Annotated in this window: 10 protein-coding genes; 8 read left to right on the top strand and 2 right to left on the bottom strand. The window is 43.7% G+C overall.

Features of this window, described 5'->3' with window-relative positions:
* Positions 1 to 299: 299 nt before the first annotated feature.
* The gene (locus KHM83_RS07280; protein WP_213236334.1) at positions 300 to 1,313 is read left to right on the top strand and encodes a LacI family DNA-binding transcriptional regulator; all 1,014 of its coding nucleotides are present in this window, start codon (positions 300 to 302) and stop codon (positions 1,311 to 1,313) included.
* A 182-nt stretch (positions 1,314 to 1,495) separates the two neighbouring features.
* Here the strand turns inward: KHM83_RS07280 and KHM83_RS07275 are convergent, their stop codons facing one another.
* A complete protein-coding gene (locus tag KHM83_RS07275) occupies positions 1,496 to 2,566 on the bottom strand; it encodes an NAD(P)H-dependent flavin oxidoreductase (RefSeq protein ID WP_213236333.1) in 1,071 nt (356 codons plus the stop codon).
* Positions 2,567 to 2,769: 203 nt separating this feature from the next.
* Between KHM83_RS07275 and KHM83_RS07270 the strand changes: the two genes are divergently transcribed.
* The 7 genes from KHM83_RS07270 to KHM83_RS07240 all read left to right on the top strand — a co-directional run bounded on the left by KHM83_RS07270 (position 2,770) and on the right by KHM83_RS07240 (position 12,942).
* Entirely contained in the window at positions 2,770 to 5,145 is a 2,376-nt protein-coding gene (locus KHM83_RS07270) for an ABC transporter permease subunit (RefSeq protein ID WP_213236332.1), read from the top strand.
* Complete coding sequence (locus KHM83_RS07265; protein WP_213236331.1) at positions 5,142 to 7,319, top strand: ABC transporter permease; 2,178 nt, start codon at positions 5,142 to 5,144, stop codon at positions 7,317 to 7,319. Before KHM83_RS07270 ends, KHM83_RS07265 begins: the two co-directional genes overlap by 4 nt.
* Positions 7,320 to 7,384: 65 nt before the next feature.
* Positions 7,385 to 8,374, top strand: coding sequence for an ABC transporter ATP-binding protein (locus tag KHM83_RS07260; protein ID WP_213236330.1), 990 nt, complete (start codon positions 7,385 to 7,387; stop codon positions 8,372 to 8,374).
* Positions 8,367 to 9,122 carry an ATP-binding cassette domain-containing protein gene (locus KHM83_RS07255; protein ID WP_213236329.1) on the top strand — a complete coding sequence of 252 codons (756 nt, stop codon included), beginning with the start codon at positions 8,367 to 8,369 and terminating at the stop codon, positions 9,120 to 9,122. The genes KHM83_RS07260 and KHM83_RS07255 overlap by 8 nt, the downstream gene beginning before the upstream one ends.
* A gap of 399 nt (positions 9,123 to 9,521) precedes the next feature.
* Entirely contained in the window at positions 9,522 to 10,643 is a 1,122-nt protein-coding gene (rsgA, locus tag KHM83_RS07250; RefSeq protein ID WP_213236328.1) for a ribosome small subunit-dependent GTPase A, read from the top strand.
* A gap of 99 nt (positions 10,644 to 10,742) precedes the next feature.
* A complete protein-coding gene (locus KHM83_RS07245; RefSeq protein WP_213236327.1) occupies positions 10,743 to 11,675 on the top strand; it encodes an MBL fold metallo-hydrolase in 933 nt (310 codons plus the stop codon).
* Positions 11,676 to 11,916: 241 nt separating this feature from the next.
* A complete protein-coding gene (locus KHM83_RS07240; protein ID WP_213236326.1) occupies positions 11,917 to 12,942 on the top strand; it encodes a branched-chain amino acid aminotransferase in 1,026 nt (341 codons plus the stop codon).
* A 240-nt stretch (positions 12,943 to 13,182) separates the two neighbouring features.
* Here the strand turns inward: KHM83_RS07240 and KHM83_RS07235 are convergent, their stop codons facing one another.
* On the bottom strand, positions 13,183 to 20,220 hold the full coding sequence (locus KHM83_RS07235; RefSeq protein WP_213236325.1) for a CehA/McbA family metallohydrolase: 7,038 nt from the start codon (positions 20,218 to 20,220) through the stop codon (positions 13,183 to 13,185).
* Positions 20,221 to 20,316: the final 96 nt, after the last annotated feature.

The raw sequence follows: 20,316 nt of genomic DNA, 5'->3' as shown, positions 1-20,316 counted from the left end.
AGGATAAATTTAAGCTTAAATTTGTCCTTGTTTTTATTTGTATACATAAAAACATAGGCAATAGACATTTACATGGCGCAATTGATTAAATAATTGAAGGAACTTCACCGTAAAACTGGGTAAAACTTTGTTGGCGTGTAATGAGGATTTTATGAAATGGCGAATGCCGCTGCAATATTTTCATTTCGAAGACATTGAAATTTAGAGATTTATGAGACATTTTAGTAAAAAAACATTACAATAGAAATATGAAATGTAAAAATATTTACTAAAATTTCGATAGATGAAAGGAGTTTTAAATGGCGACAATAAAAGAGATTGCAGCAAAAGCCGGGGTATCCTCTGCAACGGTATCTAGGGTACTCAATTATGATGAGACACTGTCGGTTTCGGAAGAAAAGCGGCAGCTCATCTTTGAGATCGCCGAGGCACTCGCTTATACGCCGCCGAGAAAAAGACGCAGTAAGCGATCGAGAAAAGCTTTAAAGATTGGGCTTATTCACTGGTATTCAATGTCACAGGAGCTTGATGATCCTTACTTTATGTCCATTCGGCTTGGTATTGAGCGATTGTGTTATGAAAATGGTATTGAGATGATTAAGATCTTTAAACCGGATGCGTTCGATTTCAGATCCCTTGGCAATATTGACGGTTTCATCGCCATAGGCAAGTTCACGAATTCACAGATTAAGCGGTTTGAGGAAGTCTGCAAGCATATGGTTTTTGTAGATTCTTCACCTGAAGAGGCACTTTATGACAGTGTGGTTATTGATTTTGAACGCGCGATCGTCGAAGCGCTGGATTATTTAATGAAAAATGGGCATCAGCATATTGGCTACATGGGTGGTCGAGAGTATATCGGTAAAGAACGGATTGTATTGGGCGAACGTCGAGAGGCGGTATTCAGGCATTATATGGCTGATGCAGGACAACTGGATGAAACGTGCATTCACATTGGCACATTCGTTGCAGAATCAGGTTATCGATTGATGAAAGATGCACTTTCGGAGGAAACGAATCGTCCCACGGCCTATTTGATTGCCAGTGATTCCATGGCGATAGGCGCACTGCGGGCTTTACATGAGGCGGGTATTGCGGTGCCGGAAGAAGTGAGTATCATTGGTTTTAATGATATTCCCACATCGAAGTATACATCACCGCCGCTTACGACCGTGGGCGTTTATAAGGAATTCATGGGTGAAACGGCCGTTGAACTTTTGCTGGAACGCCTTAATAAAAAGCGCGTGATCCCTAAAAAGGTCATTATACCAACGGTGCTGCGGATACGGGAGAGTACGAGAAAAATTAAATAGTCTCAGATTGAATCACCACAGTCTTTTGCTTAGAAGTTTCTCCTTGCAAAGTTTTCTTATTACGAAACGTCACAGGGCGATGCATATGGAGATGCACATGTATGTCCCAATAAAAAAGCTATCACAATGTGCATAATGAGCATTGGGATAGCCTTTTTGTTTTTTGTTTTTTGACGATTGCATTAAGGACGTTCGAATGCAGAAACGAGTTCTTCGAAAATCTCCGGCACTGTAGACATGCGATCTACTTTGTAGACGTTTTCTCCGGAGAAGATAAGCCCTTCATCAACATTGCCGTTGACGGCATTGACTAAAGCTTGCGAAATACAATAAGGTGTTGTTTTGATATCACAGGTTTTCAAGCAATTGATGCACCGTTTAATCGGTGGTCTGCTGCCTGAAGCAACGGCATCTATAAAGGGATTGCCAATGGCCCTTCCGGGAAGGCCGACAGGACTGATAATGATTTGGACATCTTCTTTCTGCGCTTGAATATAGGCATCTTTAAAGTGCTGGTGTGCATCGCATTCATCTGTTGCGACAAAACGCGTTGCCATTTGAACGCCATCGCCGCCGGCTTGAAAAACAGCTTTCATATCATTGCTGTCAAAGATGCCGCCTGCGACGATAATCGGTATTTTACGGTTGTATTTCGCTTCAAAAGGTTTTAAAACCTCTTTGATATCATGGAGTGTTTGAACCATGTCATACTGAGGTTCTAACAGCTCTTTGGGTTTAAAGCCCAAATGACCGCCGGCCTTAATGCCCTCTAAAATAATGGCATCGGGAATGACATTGTAATTGCGATCCCAAAGTTTTGTAATGAGTCCTGCTGCTTTTGAAGAAGAAATGATTGGTGCTATTTTTGTCTTTGTCCCCTTTACCAGTGCTGGAAGTTCTGTTGGCAGTCCGGCGCCCGAGGCGATAAAATCAATGCCTTCTTTGACGGCTTCGACGACGTGTTCTGCATAAGTGTTCATAGCGACCATAAAATTGATACCGACAATGCCGTCCTTTGTCAGTTCTTTTGCGCGTCTAATTTCACGCCTTAGAGCGCGCAGATTAGCTTCAAGCATATTTTCAAGAAAATCAGGTTCTGAAAAGCCAAGATTAACACCTGAAATGACGCCGAGTCCTCCGGCGTTTGTCACTGCGGAAGCAAGTGACGATCTTGTGACGCCAACGCCCATGGCACCGAGGACGATGGGGTATTTAACGGTGAGATCACCGATTTTTAAAGATGGAAGTTTCATTGAGCCTCCTCAATTTACTTTGATTGTCAAACTATCATCTTCTATCTTAATGGAATGTATAGCGGAAAAGCAAGTTTCATTGTAAAATGCTATAAAAACTTTATAATTACTAGATTTTTCTATTAAAAAACCGTAAAATAAGCTGTATAAAGAATTTTATACGGCAAATGATTGTGAATGCTTATTAAAAGTGAGGTTTGAACATGCGGCAAAAGCGTTTGGCTCTTTACAGCATCATCTTTATTACCATAACGCTGTCTTTGGCATGGGTGTTGTTTAGCCACGAAGATCGTGTGACTGAAACAGGTGGGCATCCTTCAATTTATGCATTGATTGATGCGGATAAAACAACACGCCAGGTAGGAACTGAAGGACACGCAGTATTTGAAAATGCACTGCTTGAAACCATGGCTAGTTCGGGTCTTAAGCCGGATGGTGAGAATTATGTTCAAGACTTCGATATGATCGGAATCAGTTATGATGAAGCGCCGACTTTCATGATTCATACAGATTCAGAAACGCTGGATTTTGAAATTATGTCTGATTATCAGACTTATTATAATCAATATTCGGGTGCCATTAATTATACTGGCGACATGTTGTTTTTAGAGAGCAGCTTTTATAGTACGACGCCTGCGCTTTTGTCCGGCAAAATTGTCGTGACAAAATTCAATCAGCTAACAGATGAAATCGTTGCATATGCCAGAGAAAATGGCGTTCGCGGACTAATGATTATGGAGGATACACCGCAGCGTGAGCAACTGTATTTTAATCCCTATTTTGGTCAAAAACGCGCTGACGATCTGTACCTCGCAAAAATCACGAAAGAAACTTATGCCGCATTAAAGGCAATGGCGATCGAAAGGCCTTTAGAAGGTACGGCAAAAAGCGGTCCCGTATCAGGCCGTATTTCAAATGTAACGTTAAAGGTTGGCGATGCTTATCCCGTTTTAACGGGGCATAATATTGTCGGCAAAATCAAAGGAACAGGGCATGGACGCCCAATCGTCTTTTACACATATTATGATAGCATTGGTTACTATCTAGGTGACCGTTATCAAAATGTCATGCAACGTCTGACAGGTGTATCGGCACTTTCTGAAATGATTAAGTATGCAGCTGAGATTGCTCAGAAACCAGCCGGTGATGTGTATTTTGCTTTTGTTGACGGGGGCTCAAGCAGTGACGCAGGCGTTGCAAACTTATTGAAACAAATGCCCGAAGGTAGTGAATTTATTGAAATTGGGGTCATGGGTTTTGCCGGGAGTTCCGATGTCAATATCGGATATCGCAGTGCCAATAATAACGGCAATAAGTTTTCGGCAATACTGGCGAGTAAAGTGAGCCAATATCTTGAAACCTCCGATGTTGTATTGGGGGAGACCGATATTCTCAATACAGATGGCAGCAGTTACTTATTAAATCAGTCTGTTCCATCTATTATCTTAACGCAGAACATCAATATGAGTACCATGTCGCATATTATGGCGCAAGACCGTATTGATATGATGGATATAGATGCATATCAGCGCGGTGTTGATGCGCTGAAAGGGCTGTTAAGTCAAGCTTATTTTAAGCCGAGAGATCTCAATTACATGCCTTATCAGCTTAGAGTGATTGTGTTTTTACTCTGGCTGACTATTGGATTGGCGGCGATTGTTAGCGTGGGCAAACATATGACGACAGGGATCCTCGTAAGAATGTACCGTTCAACCCTTTATCAGCTGCTGCTCAAAGCACTGATCATCATCGTGCCAACAGTCATCATGCTGATTTTGATGCTGTTTATTTTATTGGTGCCAAACGATATTACTAAAGCAGATTATGGCGGACAGTATACGAATTATGTTTTTTCACTGCACATCAGACGCATGATTTACTATGTGATGCAGTTGGTGGGAAATTCAGCTTCATACTTGACGCCGGCACTTAAAACTGCATTATATGTTGGCTTTTTGGAGACACTAAAACGTTTTTTGGCAACGGTGACCATATCAGGTGTTGCAGGTCTGCTCATCGGTATGCACAGGGGGCTTAAAAAGCGAACATTCGGCGATCTCGTCGTGCTCATCCTTTATGCAATACCGGATGTTCTCATTAGTCTTCTTGGTATTTATACCATTATTGTACTCGTCAAACACGGATGGCTTGGTCCCTTTACACCTGAAACGATGCGGATGACCGTGATGCCGATTATTGTAATGTGTGTTGTCCCGATGATTTATATCATTCGCATCATTCAAATGGAAACAGAGCGCCTGATGGCAGAACCATTTATCATGGGTGAAATTGCTAGAGGCGTGCCTCGAAAGCGCATTTTGTGGCATCACGTCCTGCCAATGCTCATTACGTATTTATTGACATCCATGGCTTCAATATTGAGACTGATTATGGTGAATCTACTGGTGGTTGAATACCTTTATGCCTGTGTCGGCGTGGGGGCCTATTTGATTATCAACCGCTATGATCCAACGTATGTACTGCTTATTTCTGTTATCTTGGGGCTGATGTTTATTGCTGCAAATACATTCTTTAGAATACTTAATAACTGGTTTGACCCGATGAGGAGGCAATCGTGATTAAAAAGTATACAAATGGCTTCATGATCGCGGGTATACTCATGTTGTTCGTTACCTTTATCATCATGCTTTTTCCATGGGTATTGACAGATAAGAATCCCTATACGACGAACACACTGGACAGTTATACAGATTCGTCGGGAGCCTTTGTGTTTCGGACGGCACCTTTTGAACCGGATGAAGATTATGTGCTTGGAACGGATGATTCCGGCAGAGATGTCTTAAGCTTTATTCTCTATGGCACGCGACTGACATTGTCCGTTGCTTTATCCGTAACGCTCTTGCGATTTTTGTTCGCACTAATCTTTGGGATCGGTGCCGGTTATGAGCGAACGGCGTCAAAAGTTGTCATTGAACAATTCAATAATGTCTTTAACGGCATTCCCCCGGTACTGCTTTGTATTCTCGTGCTGAGTATTCCCTATTTTAAAACATTTTCAAAATCGGCGTCAACGATGGTGTTTATTGTTGTTTTAACACTTGTAGAGTGGGCGAGAACCGGCGAAGTTGTCCGTGATCGCGTTATACGCATTCGGCAAAAGGATTTTATTAAAAGCGAAATAGCCATTGGCAGACACCCTCTTCAGATTATTTTCAGCAATATTCTGCCGCATTTGCTGCCGGAAATGACTGTGATGTTCTTTATGGAAATTGCACGTGTACTGACTGTACTGATGCAGCTTGGGATATTTAACGTCTATATTGGCAATTTGCGCATTGTCGCTTCAACAGATCAGGGGGTGTTGGTCGGCAAGGCGACGAGTTATGAACCAGAGTGGTCAAGTATGCTCGGTGCTGCCAAAAATACGATCCGCAGTGCACCGTGGATTGTTTTTTCCAGTGCAGCGGCTTTTTTCTTCGTCGTATTGGGCTTCAATTTACTGGGTGAAGGGATTCGCCGAAAACTTAAGCAAATGAAAGTGCTTCAGTTTTCGAAGCGTGAGACGACGGTCGGTGCGATTGTGTTTCTCGTGTTAATTGCGGTGATTACAATGCCGATGGTTACGTCGGGGGCAGCGTATCATGATTTTTCGATGTCGCGTATACCAAGTGTCGCCTTTGATCAGGAAGCGGCACTGCCCGGTAATGAATCTCATAGAACGTATCTTGTAAACCGACTGACCACACTCGGGATTGATCCCGTTCCGGCACTGGAAACCTATGACCAGCCCTATGAATCATTGCGCTATCATTGGATTGAGGCCATTGATGGAGAGATTGGCAATACAGTGATTGAAGGGATTGTACCTTATACGTATCAATCTTTTGAGGGAACAGGCTATGTCTACGATGCTCGACAATCGGATTTAACCAGCCTGTCAAATACGGAGCGTGCTAAAATTAACCATAAGTTTGTCATTATCAATCCGGAGCTCTATGATGAAGCTTATTGGCTGAACTTCTCGGAGAAAGTCTTGCAGGAGACGAATGCACTGGGGATTATCGTACTGGAAGACGAAGCGTCACAGTATTCACGCCTCGGAACACGTGTTGAAGACGGTGTGATCATCGGTATGCCAAAAAAATATGAACGGGCGCTGATGAAGGAACGGATGCATTTGACAGTAAAGAGTCAGCAGGAAGAGGCAGTTCTCACGAACGTCGTCGGCTATATTCAAGGCAATCCCGATATCAATGAACCGGAAGCGATGATTTTGGGATTTGATTTGAATTATGAAGACAGTGAAGAGGGAACGCGGCGTTTTAATTTCGTTATGAACTTCCTGCAAGCGTTAAAAGCCAATGAAGGGCGATTGACAAAGAGTGTTATCCTTATCTTCTGGGATGGCAGTCAATTAGAGGATAACGGTGGGAAAGGCGTTTACTGGGAGCGGTATTATTATCAGATTAAGAATAGCGAATGCTACCTTGATTTGACGCATCTCGATTTTTCACAAGGATTAAATGGTGAAGTGACCATCGACAAACACCTCATATCAGACGCCAAGCCGGTCGCTGCTAACTTTACGAACTTACTTGTCGAAAACATCGAAAATATAAGTGGTCATCCAGATTCTTTTTTAGCGAGACGCACGAAAGAACCATTTTATTACAAATGGGGAATTCCAACAGTCTATCTTAACTATCAGACATCCGAAACAAAAAATGACGGTATTAGCGTTGAAGATTTTGGCAACTTGCTGATTGAATCGCTCGTATTCGAACTGTATTGACGATGCATAGAAAGTTGTCGAATCTTATAAGGTGATTAATCTTATACCAAGAGGGAGATAAAAACATGGCAGAAGCGTTACTTGCATTAAAAGCATATCGCGTATCGCTAAAAATTTCAGATAAGTATCTCGAAGTTATCCGCGGCATTGACTTGAAGCTTGCAAAAGGTGAGGTTTTAGGCATCATAGGAGAGTCGGGCAGCGGAAAGTCAGTCCTTTTGAAGACCATGCTTGGGTTAATGGATTATGATTCTTATCGCGTCGATAGTGGTACATTGCTTTATGAAGGGGAATCTATGCTGGAGCTGCCAATAAAGAAGCGGTATCAGATTCTTGGCAGATCGATTGCTTATATTTTTCAGAATCCTAAGCAGTCGCTGTCACAGCGCAAAACGATACAGTACCATTTTAAAGAGCAGTTCAAAGTACTGGGCAAACCTTATGATGCATCCTATGTAAAACAATTGTTGTCAGATGTCGGTATTGAAAATCAAACGACATTGCTAAAACAATATCCTTATCAACTCAGCGGGGGACAAGGACAGCGTATCGCACTTGCGCTTGCGCTCGTTGCACAGCCCAAAGTGATTATTGCCGATGAACCAACCAGTGCAATTGATGCGACATTGAAACTGAAAATGATGAAATTGCTTAAGCAAATCAATGAAAAATATGGGACTGCTATGATTATTGTAACGCATGATTTTGACGTTATTCACCATATAACACAGCGCGTTGTGGTGATGTATGGCGGGCTTGTCATGAATGAAGGGGATACACAGGCGCTGATGAAAGCATCAGTGCACCCGTATACACGCGGGCTCATCACCTGTGCTGAATCGCTGAAAGACATGTCGTCAACGCTTTATGAGCTTTCTGGCTATCCGCTGAACCCTTTAAATTTTAAAGAAGCCTGTCCATTTGCTGAACGCTGTGAACGCAAAACGATAAGCTGTGAAGCGATGGTTCCGATTATGGAGACTTATCGGGGTGAGCGCTATCGATGCTGTCACCCGTATCTGGATGCAAATGACGGAGGATTAGCCCATGCATGAACGCATTTTATTGATTAACCATCTCAGAAAACAATTTTTTGTAAAGCCAAATTTGCTTAAGCGCGGTCATCTCATTGATGCGGTTAAGGACGTCAGCATGACGGTTTACCGAGGCGATATATTGGGCATTATTGGTGAATCGGGTTCAGGTAAAACGACGCTCGGTGAAATGATTTTAAAACTGCAAGCACCGACAGCAGGTGAACTGATCTTTGACGGCATTGGCATGCCTTTTCGCAAAGATGTTCAGATTGTCATGCAGCAATCTAATGAAGTGTTTGACCCGCTTTCATCTGTGGAAAAAATTTTGCGCACGGCTATCAAACGGCATCATAAACTCACCAAGTCAGAACAGGATGAGCGTATTGAAGCCCTGTTGTCTTCAGTGGGGATGTCGCCTGTTGACAAAATAAAGAAGATCAATCAGTTTAGCGGCGGGCAGCTGCAGCGCGTTTGCATTGCGAGGGCGCTAGCGGTTGAACCGAAACTCCTGTTGCTCGATGAGCCCGTATCGGCACTTGATGTATCGGTACAGGGACAAATCATTAATCTGCTGATGAAGCTGCACGCACAGCAGGATTTGACATACATTATTATCAGCCACGATCTAAACGTGATTAAACATATGTGTAACCGCATCGCGGTTATGAAAGATGGCGAGATGGTTGAACTGTCCGATAAGGAAACACTTTTTACAGCGCCGAAACATGCTTATACAAAGCAATTGATTGCCAATTTTACGCTTTAACCATAACAGGGAATACTTGCTGAATGCCCCCTTATGCGATCATATTAATGGGGAGTCAATTGCCGTCAATATTGAAACTTGACAGTACTTGGCAAATAGCGTACAATAACGATGTTAATGATTTGGCACGTATCTGCATGGCTATAATGCCAAGCGATATTTGGCCATTGAATATGAAAGACGCAGTAATACACGAATGCAAGCAGCTGACATGTATAGGCTGAAAGGAGTGATGTTATTATGACAAAATTTAAAATGGTGATTTTGGCGTAACGAAATAATGCCTTGGCAATTGCCAAGTGATGGATTAACCTTTCAGCATGGTTTTTGATGCACGATGGGAATCGTGTTTTATTTTTAATTAATCGGGACAAAATACGTCCCATGCATGGAGGCGAAATGATAAACAATAAAGAACATATGAACAGAAGAGAAATTGAGAAGAAGGAACTTGAGACAATTAAAATTGACGGCAATATCGGTGAAACGGTTCAGAACGGGGCAGGCTATAGTGCTCCTGAGACATCGTTGCAGGAAGGTAGAGTCATCTATAAAAATAGAGGACACTACCGTGTACAGACTTCTGATCAAGTATTTGATGCAGTGCTTTCGGGTCGTTTCAAGTATGAAACGGTAGGCAACATTGATTTCCCCGCAGTTGGTGACTGGGTTACTATTTTCCTAGTGGACGGTCATTGCCGAATCGAATCTGTAAAGCCAAGGCGAAGTGTTTTTGTTCGCAAGCAAAAAGACACAGGCGGTAAAAAGATGGCAGGCGGCGTGGGTACGACCCAAGAACAAGTTATTGCAGCAAATGTCGATAAAGCGATTATTGTGACAGGCTTGGACGGTAATTATAATTTGAAGCGCATTGAACGCTTTATAACGCTTGCCTACAACAGTGGTGCCAAGCCTATAATCGTCATGAGTAAGCGCGACTTATGTCCCACGCCGGAAGCCCTGATAGAAGCAGTGAAGGCTGTCGCATTCGGTATTCCGGTCATTGGCTATAGCGCTGTCACGGGTGAGGGCTTCGAAATGCTTTCAGCAGAGCTGGAACCAACCGATACGATTGTGCTCATTGGATCGTCGGGCGTCGGCAAGTCAACACTGACCAATAAACTATTATCAGCGTCGGTTCAAAAGACAGGTGAAACACAGCTGCATACCGCGAAGGGAAAGCATACAACGACGGCTGCGCAGCTTTTACAAGGCGTGAATGGTCTTGCAATTATTGATACACCTGGTGTTCGAGAAGTACAGCTTTGGGCAGATGAAGAGACGTTGGACCAAACATTTGATGATATTGGCGCGTTAACGGCGAAATGTCGATTTAACAATTGTACCCACGGCAACGAGCCAGGATGTGCTGTGAGAGCGGCTATTGAATCTGGTGCACTTACGGAAGAAAGGTATGCGCACTATCTTAAACTGCAGCGTGAAATCGCATTTCTCAATAGAAAGAAACAACAGCTTCAAACGATGCGGAATCGAAAGCAAAAACACTTTAAAAAACGATAAGACACATGTACGGCAATCACGGATATTCGTATAAAAGAATGCTTATTTGCAGTGAATATGCTATAATGGCTTCAAAACAGTGAAGGATGGCAGATTCGAATGCATTTGATTTCGTTAACGCCCAAAACAGCCCTGCTGGTAATGAAATATGCCAATGCAGGGCTGTATTATTTATCAGATCATGAGGTGATCCTCATTGATACCGGTCACGTGCGTGAAAGCAGGCAATTGCTGGCATGGCTGACAGAACAGGCGCTTACAGTGCGCTATATTGTGAATACGCATGGACATATCGATCACGTAGGCGGCAATTATTTATTACAGGCACATTTTGGATGCGAAATCGCCATGCCTTATATTGACCATCTTTATTGTGAAGACAGCAGCCGGTATTATATGTCTTTTGTGACGACGGCGATAGATGGATTGATGGTTTACGGCGAAGAAAGATTTCGTGTTGATACAATGCTGAACGGTCAAGAGACGCTTGAAATTTTAGGACATACTTTTCGATTGATGACGATGCCAGGGCATACGCCTAACCACCATGTTGTCATAACACCGGATCATGTTTGTTTTATTGGTGATGTACTATTGGATGATACGAGGTTGGCAACGGCAAAAGTTGGTGTCGTGACGCAACTTGAAAAGCATTTTGAATCCATTGAGGCGGTACGAAATATTAGAGGTTGTTTTTTTGCCGTGGGACATGGCGCACATGTTTATCTACCGGAAGAATTATCTGGGCTTTGCGATCGCAATCGCGCTTTTTTCCAGCGGCAGTATCGTGAAGTGCTGAAATTTTTATCGCCAGAGTCTACATTTGATGCTTTGATGCGCACGATAGGGATTCAATATGGTTTAGGTAAAAATGTATTTAAGTATTATGTCGCGGAACGCAGCATTAAAGCATACCTAGCTTATTTGGAATCCATTGCCGCCATTCGCATTCACGTTGTCGATGGTGTTTTGACATATACGGTGCAGTTACCTGCGGCTAATCCAAAACACCATGGCATTTTAAGAGCCTAAGTGCTATGAGATTGGTATCATCATATTCAAGTGATGGAGATATGACAGAATTGTAAAAGTTCACTGGTCAACACTCTGCGATTGGGCTATAATAGCTTTAGAGCCTGATGACAGTTGAAAAGTGTTGGTGTAAAGTTAATTGGATTGACGTCTCATTTCATTTTAGCTAAAAGCATAGCCTTTCAGCGGTCAGTAAGATGACACAAACTAAATAAGATAGGATTTGAAAGGGGCTGAAAAAGTGAGTAAGACATTAGATTGGGATTGGGCGAACCTCGGTTTTGCATATGTTAAAACGGACTATCGCTACATATCCATATGGGAAAACGGTCAATGGGATGATGGGAATCTCGTTACCGATAATACGGTTACCATTAGTGAAGCTTCAACAGCATTGCATTATGGACAGCAATGTTTTGAAGGGCTAAAAGCTTACCGTACCAAAGATGGCAGCATTCAGCTATTTAGACCGGATGAAAATGCGAAACGCATGATGAAGAGCTGTGAACGTATTTTAATGCCAACCGTTCCGGTAGAAAAATTTGTCGATGCCTGTATGCAGGTTGTAAAAGCAAATGAACAGTATGTACCGCCGTATGGTTTTGGCGCAACGCTATACTTAAGACCTTTTATGATTGGTATAGGCGATACGATTGGTGTCAAACCGGCACCTAAATTCCTTTTCGGCGTTTTCTGTATGCCGGTTGGCGCGTATTTTAAAGGTGGCCTGACACCTGTCAACTTTACCATTGCCGACATGGATAGAGCGGCACCTTATGGTACTGGCGCCGCAAAAGTTGGCGGCAATTATGCCGGCAGTTTGATGCCGCATGAAAGAGCAGCTGAAAAAGGTTATGCAGATTGTATCTATCTGGATCCGATGACACATACAAAAATTGAAGAAGTCGGTGCAGCTAACTTCTTTGGCATCACAAAAGACAAAGTGTTTGTAACGCCAAAATCACCGTCTATTTTACCGAGTATTACAAAATACTCGTTAATGTATCTGGCAGAGCACTATTTAAAACTGAAAGTTGAAGAACGTGACTGTCCAATTGATAAAATAGATGAATTTACAGAAGCTGGGGCTTGTGGTACAGCAGCTGTGATCACACCAATTGGTGGCATTGATTATAAAGACAGCCTCCATGTTTTCTACAGCGAAACAGAGGTGGGGCCTGTAACAACTGAGCTTTACAATACGTTAACGGGTATTCAGTTTGGCGATGTCGAAGCACCGGAAGGTTGGATTTATACAGTTAAGTAATACGGCTATACTGGTACGGGGAAAAGCTTTTTCCGCATCAGGAGGGCATTGGTTGATGACGGCGTTTTTATGAAATGCTGTGATAACAGTCGAATAAAGATTATGCTATGAAGAAAAAAGCGGCGACATCATTGAGATGTCGCCATTTTTAAATTTAATCCCGTTTAATCACAGATGCTATTTTTAACTTTAATCCCGTTTAATCACAGATGCTATTTTTAACTTTAAAGGGCATGAACATTATTGATTAAGCAGGTTGTAAAGGATTTGGACGAATTCAGCTCGGCTCGTTGGTGTCGTCGGATTGATTTGTGCATAACTGCCCGAGAGAACACCGCCTGCGACAAAATGACGCATAGCGTCTTCTGCATAGTCGGCGACTTTTGCTGTATCATTGTAGCCTTTAAACGCATTTGAAGATGCAGCTGCATCGACTTCTGGCAACTCATCCGTCAGGACCAGTGTTTTATAAAGGATGGTACTGAGATCTTGGCGTGTGATTGCGGCGTCCGGTGCAAAGCGATTATCGCCGATACCGCTGGTAATGCCAAGGCGTTTGGCAGCAGCTAGATAACCAGTGTAATAAGTGTTGCCCGCATCTGCAAAGTTGCCGGTAATGATGGTATCAGGCTCGATTTCATAGGCTTTCATCATCATGACGATAAATTGGCCTCTCGTAATGGCATCGCTTGGACTAAACGCATTCGTACCTGTGCCGGAAGCGATGTCACGCGCTGTTATATAAGAGACGGCATCGTGATACCAGTCGCTTTCACTGACATCTTTAAATGATTTTTTGTCATAGCCTATAATATAGGTTGAAAAATGGGTTGTTACAAATTCGACGGCTGCTGTTTCTTTATTGTATTGACCTCGAACTTTTTGTAAGTTACCACTGTCGTCAAGGTAGTAGACGACAATGGCATTGACGTCTTCATCTGCACTTGGTGTATATGGCAAGTTTACGGTTGCTTTACCGCCACCAAATGAAGAAACAGTTTTTGAACCGGCACTGACGGTAAAGTCATATACCGGACGATCGCCGACAACTTGGCGAACTGATTCAGTTACAGAAGATGCATCAACTTTTTCAATGCTGATACTGATGTCTTCTGCGGCGTCTTCAGATGCATCGCTGATTGTTTTGACCGCACCAATATCAAAGGTGACGGCACCAAGACCTGTATTGATTTTGACATCGGCTTTAGTATCGTCTGCAATGGCTTTAAAAGCTGCTTTTGGAATGGCAACAGCCATTGCTTTTTCATCTCCAGAGGCGTTCATTTGAATTTCGATGACTGCCTTTTGACCTTGTATTTCCGCATTCTTTGCGGCTTCGATAAGGGTGTTGCTCGCTGCGGCTGAAATTGTAGCTTTTAAGCGGCCAGGAGCTTCGAGTTTTCCTTCAACGGTGGCAGAAGCAGTGGCAGTTTCGCCGGCTGTTTCTGTTTTCACAGGCTCGGGTGCTGTGTCTGTATCGGTATTGTTGTTTCGGTTGCTGCGATCATCCGATGTGTCCGTACAAACGATATCGGCTCTGTCTCGAATGCGAATGCGGCTGCCTTCTGTGTCAATGGAAGCGAGGCCGACTGCTTGAATATCAGAACCGATCGAAAGATTTGGAATGTGCTTGTTACTTGTGATATAGCCGTCTATAAAGACGCGACAAGTATCACCAGCGGCATCGCGAACATAAATGCTTTCAACAGCACCATTTGGCGCAGTAATATTTGAAATCGTACCGTCAATGCGAACGAGGCTTCCTAGGTACATGGCCGATTCGATTTCAGCAGCGGTTGCGTTAATTGGTTCTGGCAGTGTTTGAACGGTATCATCAACGACCATGATCTTTGTAACGGCAATTTGACGTTCGCCGTTATACGAACTTGCTCTACCGATGATTTCAACGGTTTGTCCCGCTTGGATATTGCCTGAAACAGGGAAGGCGTTAATACCTGATGTATCATCTTGAACATAAATACAATCGAAGAATGCCGTATCCTGATCATAACCAGATGCATTTGAAGTGACAATGCCCCGAATAGTAAAGCTTTCACCCTCATCTGCGGATTGAACAGTTGCAATTGGTGTAATGTCTTTTACGGAGGCGACAATGTTCTCTAAAATCGTATAGTTGCTGTATGCCGGTGTGGAATAACTATCAAGTGTTGCCTGAATTTCAAAGTTGCTCATAAATGCAGAGCCGGCTACGATGACGGTAGAAGTGATTCCATCTTCATGTGCGATGGTTTCAGTGGCTGCAACCATGTATTTATCATCGTATTTAGGGACGTTTACATCTTTTATACCAGTCGTACCGTCGCCATCATCATCTGATGAGTAACTTGTTTCAAAGGCATAGACCATTGGGCTGACATGATCTGCATATGTTGATGTCGGCTGGTTAGTAGAATCAACAGCATAAACGGTTGAACCACCATAATTGGAGTATACTTGTTCGTCAGTCACGACGCGGTTTAAGAAACTGTTGTCGAGATTATAATTGGTGAGATACAGTCTTTGCGGTTGACCGCCGTTGGTGACATCGTCTTTAATTTCATCATCAGAAATTCGCAGTGAAGAACCAATGGCTTTTAGTAGTCTGTTTTGCTGCACAGACATTTGCTCATTCGCTGGTAGTGTAAAATCGGTGCCGTCAGAGTATTTTGTATAGTTTTCATAGTAATCACCCCAACCGGTGACGATAACAGTCTTGCCGGATTTGGCGAAAGCAGCAACGGCGTCGATTTCTGCATCTGAATAATTCTTGTAGCCAATCAAGAAGGCAGTGCCGTCTCGGCGAGTTGGCGGTGTCAAGATAAGCATTTCATACTTCTCATTTTGTGCGGCGGCAATCAATGCGTCACTGGTTTCGAGTTCGACGACGCGTACATCAAAATCAGTAGCCATATTGGCGAAATTCCCCATGCTGGCTTTGTAATTGCCGTCAACGTATTCGTTGAAATGGCTGGCATCAATGCCAATGTAAACAAGTTTTTCGCTGTCACGGACATTTAAATCGAGATTGGCAGTAAAGGTCTTGTCTTGGCCGGCGATGCTGCAAACAGATGAAACGGTTACCGCTGTCAATGCTGCGTCAGTTGGCGTATAATTAATTTCATTTTTAAATGTTCCCATGGAAGTGATGGTTGCATTTGGTGTTTCAGAAGCAATAACGGTATTATCAATGGTGTAGTCAATGCTTTTTACAGTTACGTCGCTGGTTTCATTGTTAAACAGCGTCGTTTCAAGTTTTAATGATTCGCCTGTAACTGGCATTTCAGAGGTTGTTTCCAGCGAACTGATGCCGACGAGTGGTGCTTGACCGACCCAGACTGGCGCGGTGACAGCCATATTTTTATCCGCTTCAGTGACGCGGACATAATAATAACCTTGCTCTGGCGGCAATTCAAATGACCAGTTGGCAACGTTTGATGCAAATGTTTTACTTGCTGCAATGCGGCCGCCATTGGTAATGACTTCTACTTTTGAAATGGTGTCATTTGAATCTTCATCATCAATATTAATCGTGAAAGCAAGCGGATCTGTTGGAACTGTGCTAATGGTACTTCCCATGATTAAATCATTAACCTTGTAGTCGATATTGAGATTCTTGTCTTCTGTAGCATAAACGGACATATTTTTAAGACCTGTTAAAAGGCCTGTTTCTGAGAAATCATCTGTAATGATAACAGTACGTGCAGTATTTGAATTTCCCCAGTGCCCCTTATGATTGTCTTGATTGTTAGTTGGTGCGACGTGCCAGCCTTTATCGAGCGCTTTGGTGTATTCGCTATAGCTTGGGAAATAACCGCCCGAATCAATGGCGCCTTCGCCGTTACCAACTTCAACAGCAACCATTTTTTGGTCATAAGCTGGTGACCAATAGGCAAAGTCAGAGAATGTACCGAAAGTGGCACCAGGATGGTTAAACTGTGAAAGGTTTGCCAGTGGATCGGTATCTTGTATTAACGTATCGTAGTATGCTTTCATACCGGCATCGCCGCTTTTGCTGTTTAAGGTGGTGTTGTTGCGGCTGACGAGGCCGTCAGAATTAAAGGTGTTGATATGGCCGGGGCCGCCTGACCACGTCATTTCAAAGCCTGGCAATGCTGCCAGTGCACCGGCGTGATTCTCGTTGAAAGTCCTCATCGTGCCGGTATACTTGTTCCAAAGCGATAGACTTTCAGATGTCATCAGGGATTTGTCGTTAAGTGCTCCCGCGGGATTGGCAGCTGAAGTACTGTCAAAATAGTTGGAATGATCTGTCAGTGAAATAAAATCGACATTGTCGCTATCATTAATGCCTGTGAGATAGTTTAGAGAATCTTGTAACGTTCCGGAACCATCAGAGTATTCAGCTGTATGTGCGTGAAGCTGTCCGAAGTAAGCTTTGAAACGAGGCGTTCCAACTGTGAATTGCCATGTTTCACTGTTGCTGACATTGTCACTTCTCAATACTGTAACCGTTGCAAAATAGTTGCCATCTTCAAGTGCCGCTGGTGTATAACTGTAGATGATGTTGCTTGTATCAGCGGTTTGCGTCATTGTGGTTTCATCTACGATCGTTGTGTTATCTAATTTAAGTGTTAAAGTGACGATTGGTGCTGTGCCGGCATTGACTAGTGTGGCAGAGATGGTAGGAGTTTTATCTTCGCCGGTGTTGCCGTTTTTCGCAGGTGTGACAGCTGTGATCTGAGGCCGATTGTCAATGTCAACAACAACGGCGTCGGAGGTCGTTGTGAGGCCAGTGACATCCGTCGCTGTAATGGTGAAAGACAGCGATTCAACAGTGCCGTCTAATTCGACAGCAGGGATATCAAACACGTATTTGCCTAAATCCGACTGATAAGTCATCGGCTGTGCTGTCACGGTGTTTGAGCCAATGGTGTAGGTTAGAGTCACAGTATCAATGCCTTTGTTATCTGCCGCCTCAACGGCAATGGTATAAGGCTGTTTTGCCTTTGCCGTTAAAAATTGTTCCGGCAATGTTAAAAGCGGTTTTTTCGTATCATTGACGACGTCGTAAACTTGATAGCCATTGTCGCTGGCAGTCCCCGTATAAAGCTGCACGGAGGAATGGTAGCATGCGACCATTGCATAGAGGTCGACAACATCGTTTGCTTCAACGAGTGCAGGATAAGCCGTTGCTTTGTAAATACTTATTTTACCGGTACTATCGGTAATTTCAGTAGAACCGTTGGCGTTGTAACTGCCAAGTGAAACATCTTTAATTTTCACGTAGTGATCCAGCATATTGAGGCCGTTAGTTTTGAGATCGGCAATCGTAACGGTTTCTGGGACCTGCTTAGCAGCATTGCCGATGATCGTGGGATCGGTAACGCTGGAGAGTTCCGGCAGTCCGTTATAGATGGAATAAGTCCCTGTGAGTTTCACGATATCGCCGACGACAGCACCCTCTGGTGCTGAACCGTAGACATATAGTGCATAAGTTTTGCCATCAATGACGGACTGAATAACAGGGTTGCCGTACGATGTTGCAAAGTAGACAATTTGTCCGGTGACGACGACATCTTTCGTGCCGCTTGGGAGTTCTAAAACTTCTTTGATGGATAATGTGGCGTCTGGATCTTTAATGGTATAGGTAATGGTTGTAACACTGCTGTCAGCAATTCCCGAAGCTTTCGCAAAAGCTTTAAGGGTAATCGTTTCACCAACGGTACCGGTGATGGCGATTGGCGCTGTATAAACGGTGCTGGAAGCCGTTGGGTTAGTGCCGTCAAGCGTATAATAAATAGCGGCACCAGTTTTGTTGGCAGATAAGGTTACGGCATCGCCGCTGACAATGCTGCCGCCATTTGGTGATGCAGTGACGGCAAGCGGAGCCTCAACGTCGGATTTGCTCATGGTGAGTATTTCGACTTCAAGTGTTCCTCTATAATCATACATGCGCAGTGTTGCATCAATGGTATCGCCTTCCGCAATTCCCGTATATTTTGTCAAATCAACTTTTGGATATACGACGATATCGGAACCGCCCTGGGAAAGCTGTGAAATGCTGGTCAGCGTAACACCTTTGACATTGACGATTTCACACATGTGGTTATAACCGGCGGTTTGCCCGTCTGGTGTTGCAATGAGTTCTGAAATCGTTGCGGTCGTAGGCGTTGGCAGTGTGTTATCATGGGATGAAATGAGGACTGTCGCTTCATTTATGCCTGATAATTCGAGAAGATTATTATAGGCGTCCCGCGTCCCAATGGCGGTAATCATGTCACCCTTTTGGAGCACGGAAGCATTCGACGTGAGATAGAGACAAATTGCACCGGTTGTATCTTGTACATAGACATTTTTACCGCTGACATAAGTAACGATGCCGGCAATCTTAATATCTTTTGTGTCGACAGCAGCTGCTTTGGCTTCTGCGATGGTAACAGGTGCACTGTTGTCAACGGTGTAATCAAAGCTGGAGACATCACTGTCGCTTAACCCGCTTTTAACGGCTTTGACATAATAGGTAGCGCTTGATGTGACATTGACGGTGCTGCCGGATGTCCAATTGACGCTGGCAGCGGAATCCATATTGTATTGAACGAGGACGCCGTCTGTCGTACTGTCAAATGTAACCTGTGTCCCTGGAAGAATTGTCCCTGAAGGTATATTGGCAGTTGGTGTGGCGCATTTGGTTACAGCTGCACCATAAGTACTGTTGCGCGGTGTTGGCGATGATTCTTTGAAATCAGCCGCATTGTCATTGGTGTCAATACTGCTGGATGAACGCATGGCTGATTTTGTACTGCTGAGTGTAGGTGCAGTTCCAGTACCCTCGTATTCATTGGCAGAACCGTAGCCTACGAAATCAACGACATCAGGATCATCTTTTGAGGTTGCGGCGTCCGTATTGGAAACGAGTGCTACTTTACCTTTGGAACCACTCATGCTGATGCTGCCGGTAGCGTCTGGCGTCGGCAGCGCTTCATAATCTCCGGAGCCCTTGTTTTCTTGGATGAGATAATACGATTCAGCTGCGATACTACCTGTCAGCGGCGTCGTATTCGAACCAAATGTTCCAGATGAACTGGTATATTGAACAGACCAGCCATCCAGCGAAATGGCAGAAGCAGTAGGGTTGTAAAGTTCGATAAAATCGTTTGAATACGGTGCGCCGCTGTTGCCGCCACCGCCATAAACTTGGCTGATGACTACATGTGTAGCCGATGTAGGCGCAGGCGCAGCATTCACTGGTATGCTCGTCGTGCTGGTCATCATTAAAAACGCCAGTAACATACTGAGATACCGTTTCAGTGTCGTCTTCATGTTTTCCCTCCCTAAAGGTTGTGAAATGTTTGTCGAATAGTTTCTACCCAAAAGCCGTCGATGTATAGACGAAAATAAGTGTTTTTTGGGCATTGA

The organism is Fusibacter paucivorans, assembly GCF_018390735.1.
In the GTDB taxonomy this organism is placed as follows: domain Bacteria; phylum Bacillota; class Clostridia; order Peptostreptococcales; family Acidaminobacteraceae; genus Fusibacter; species Fusibacter paucivorans.
The sequence above is the reverse complement of the archived record's forward strand: the minus strand, read 5'-3'. Positions and strand labels throughout refer to the sequence as shown.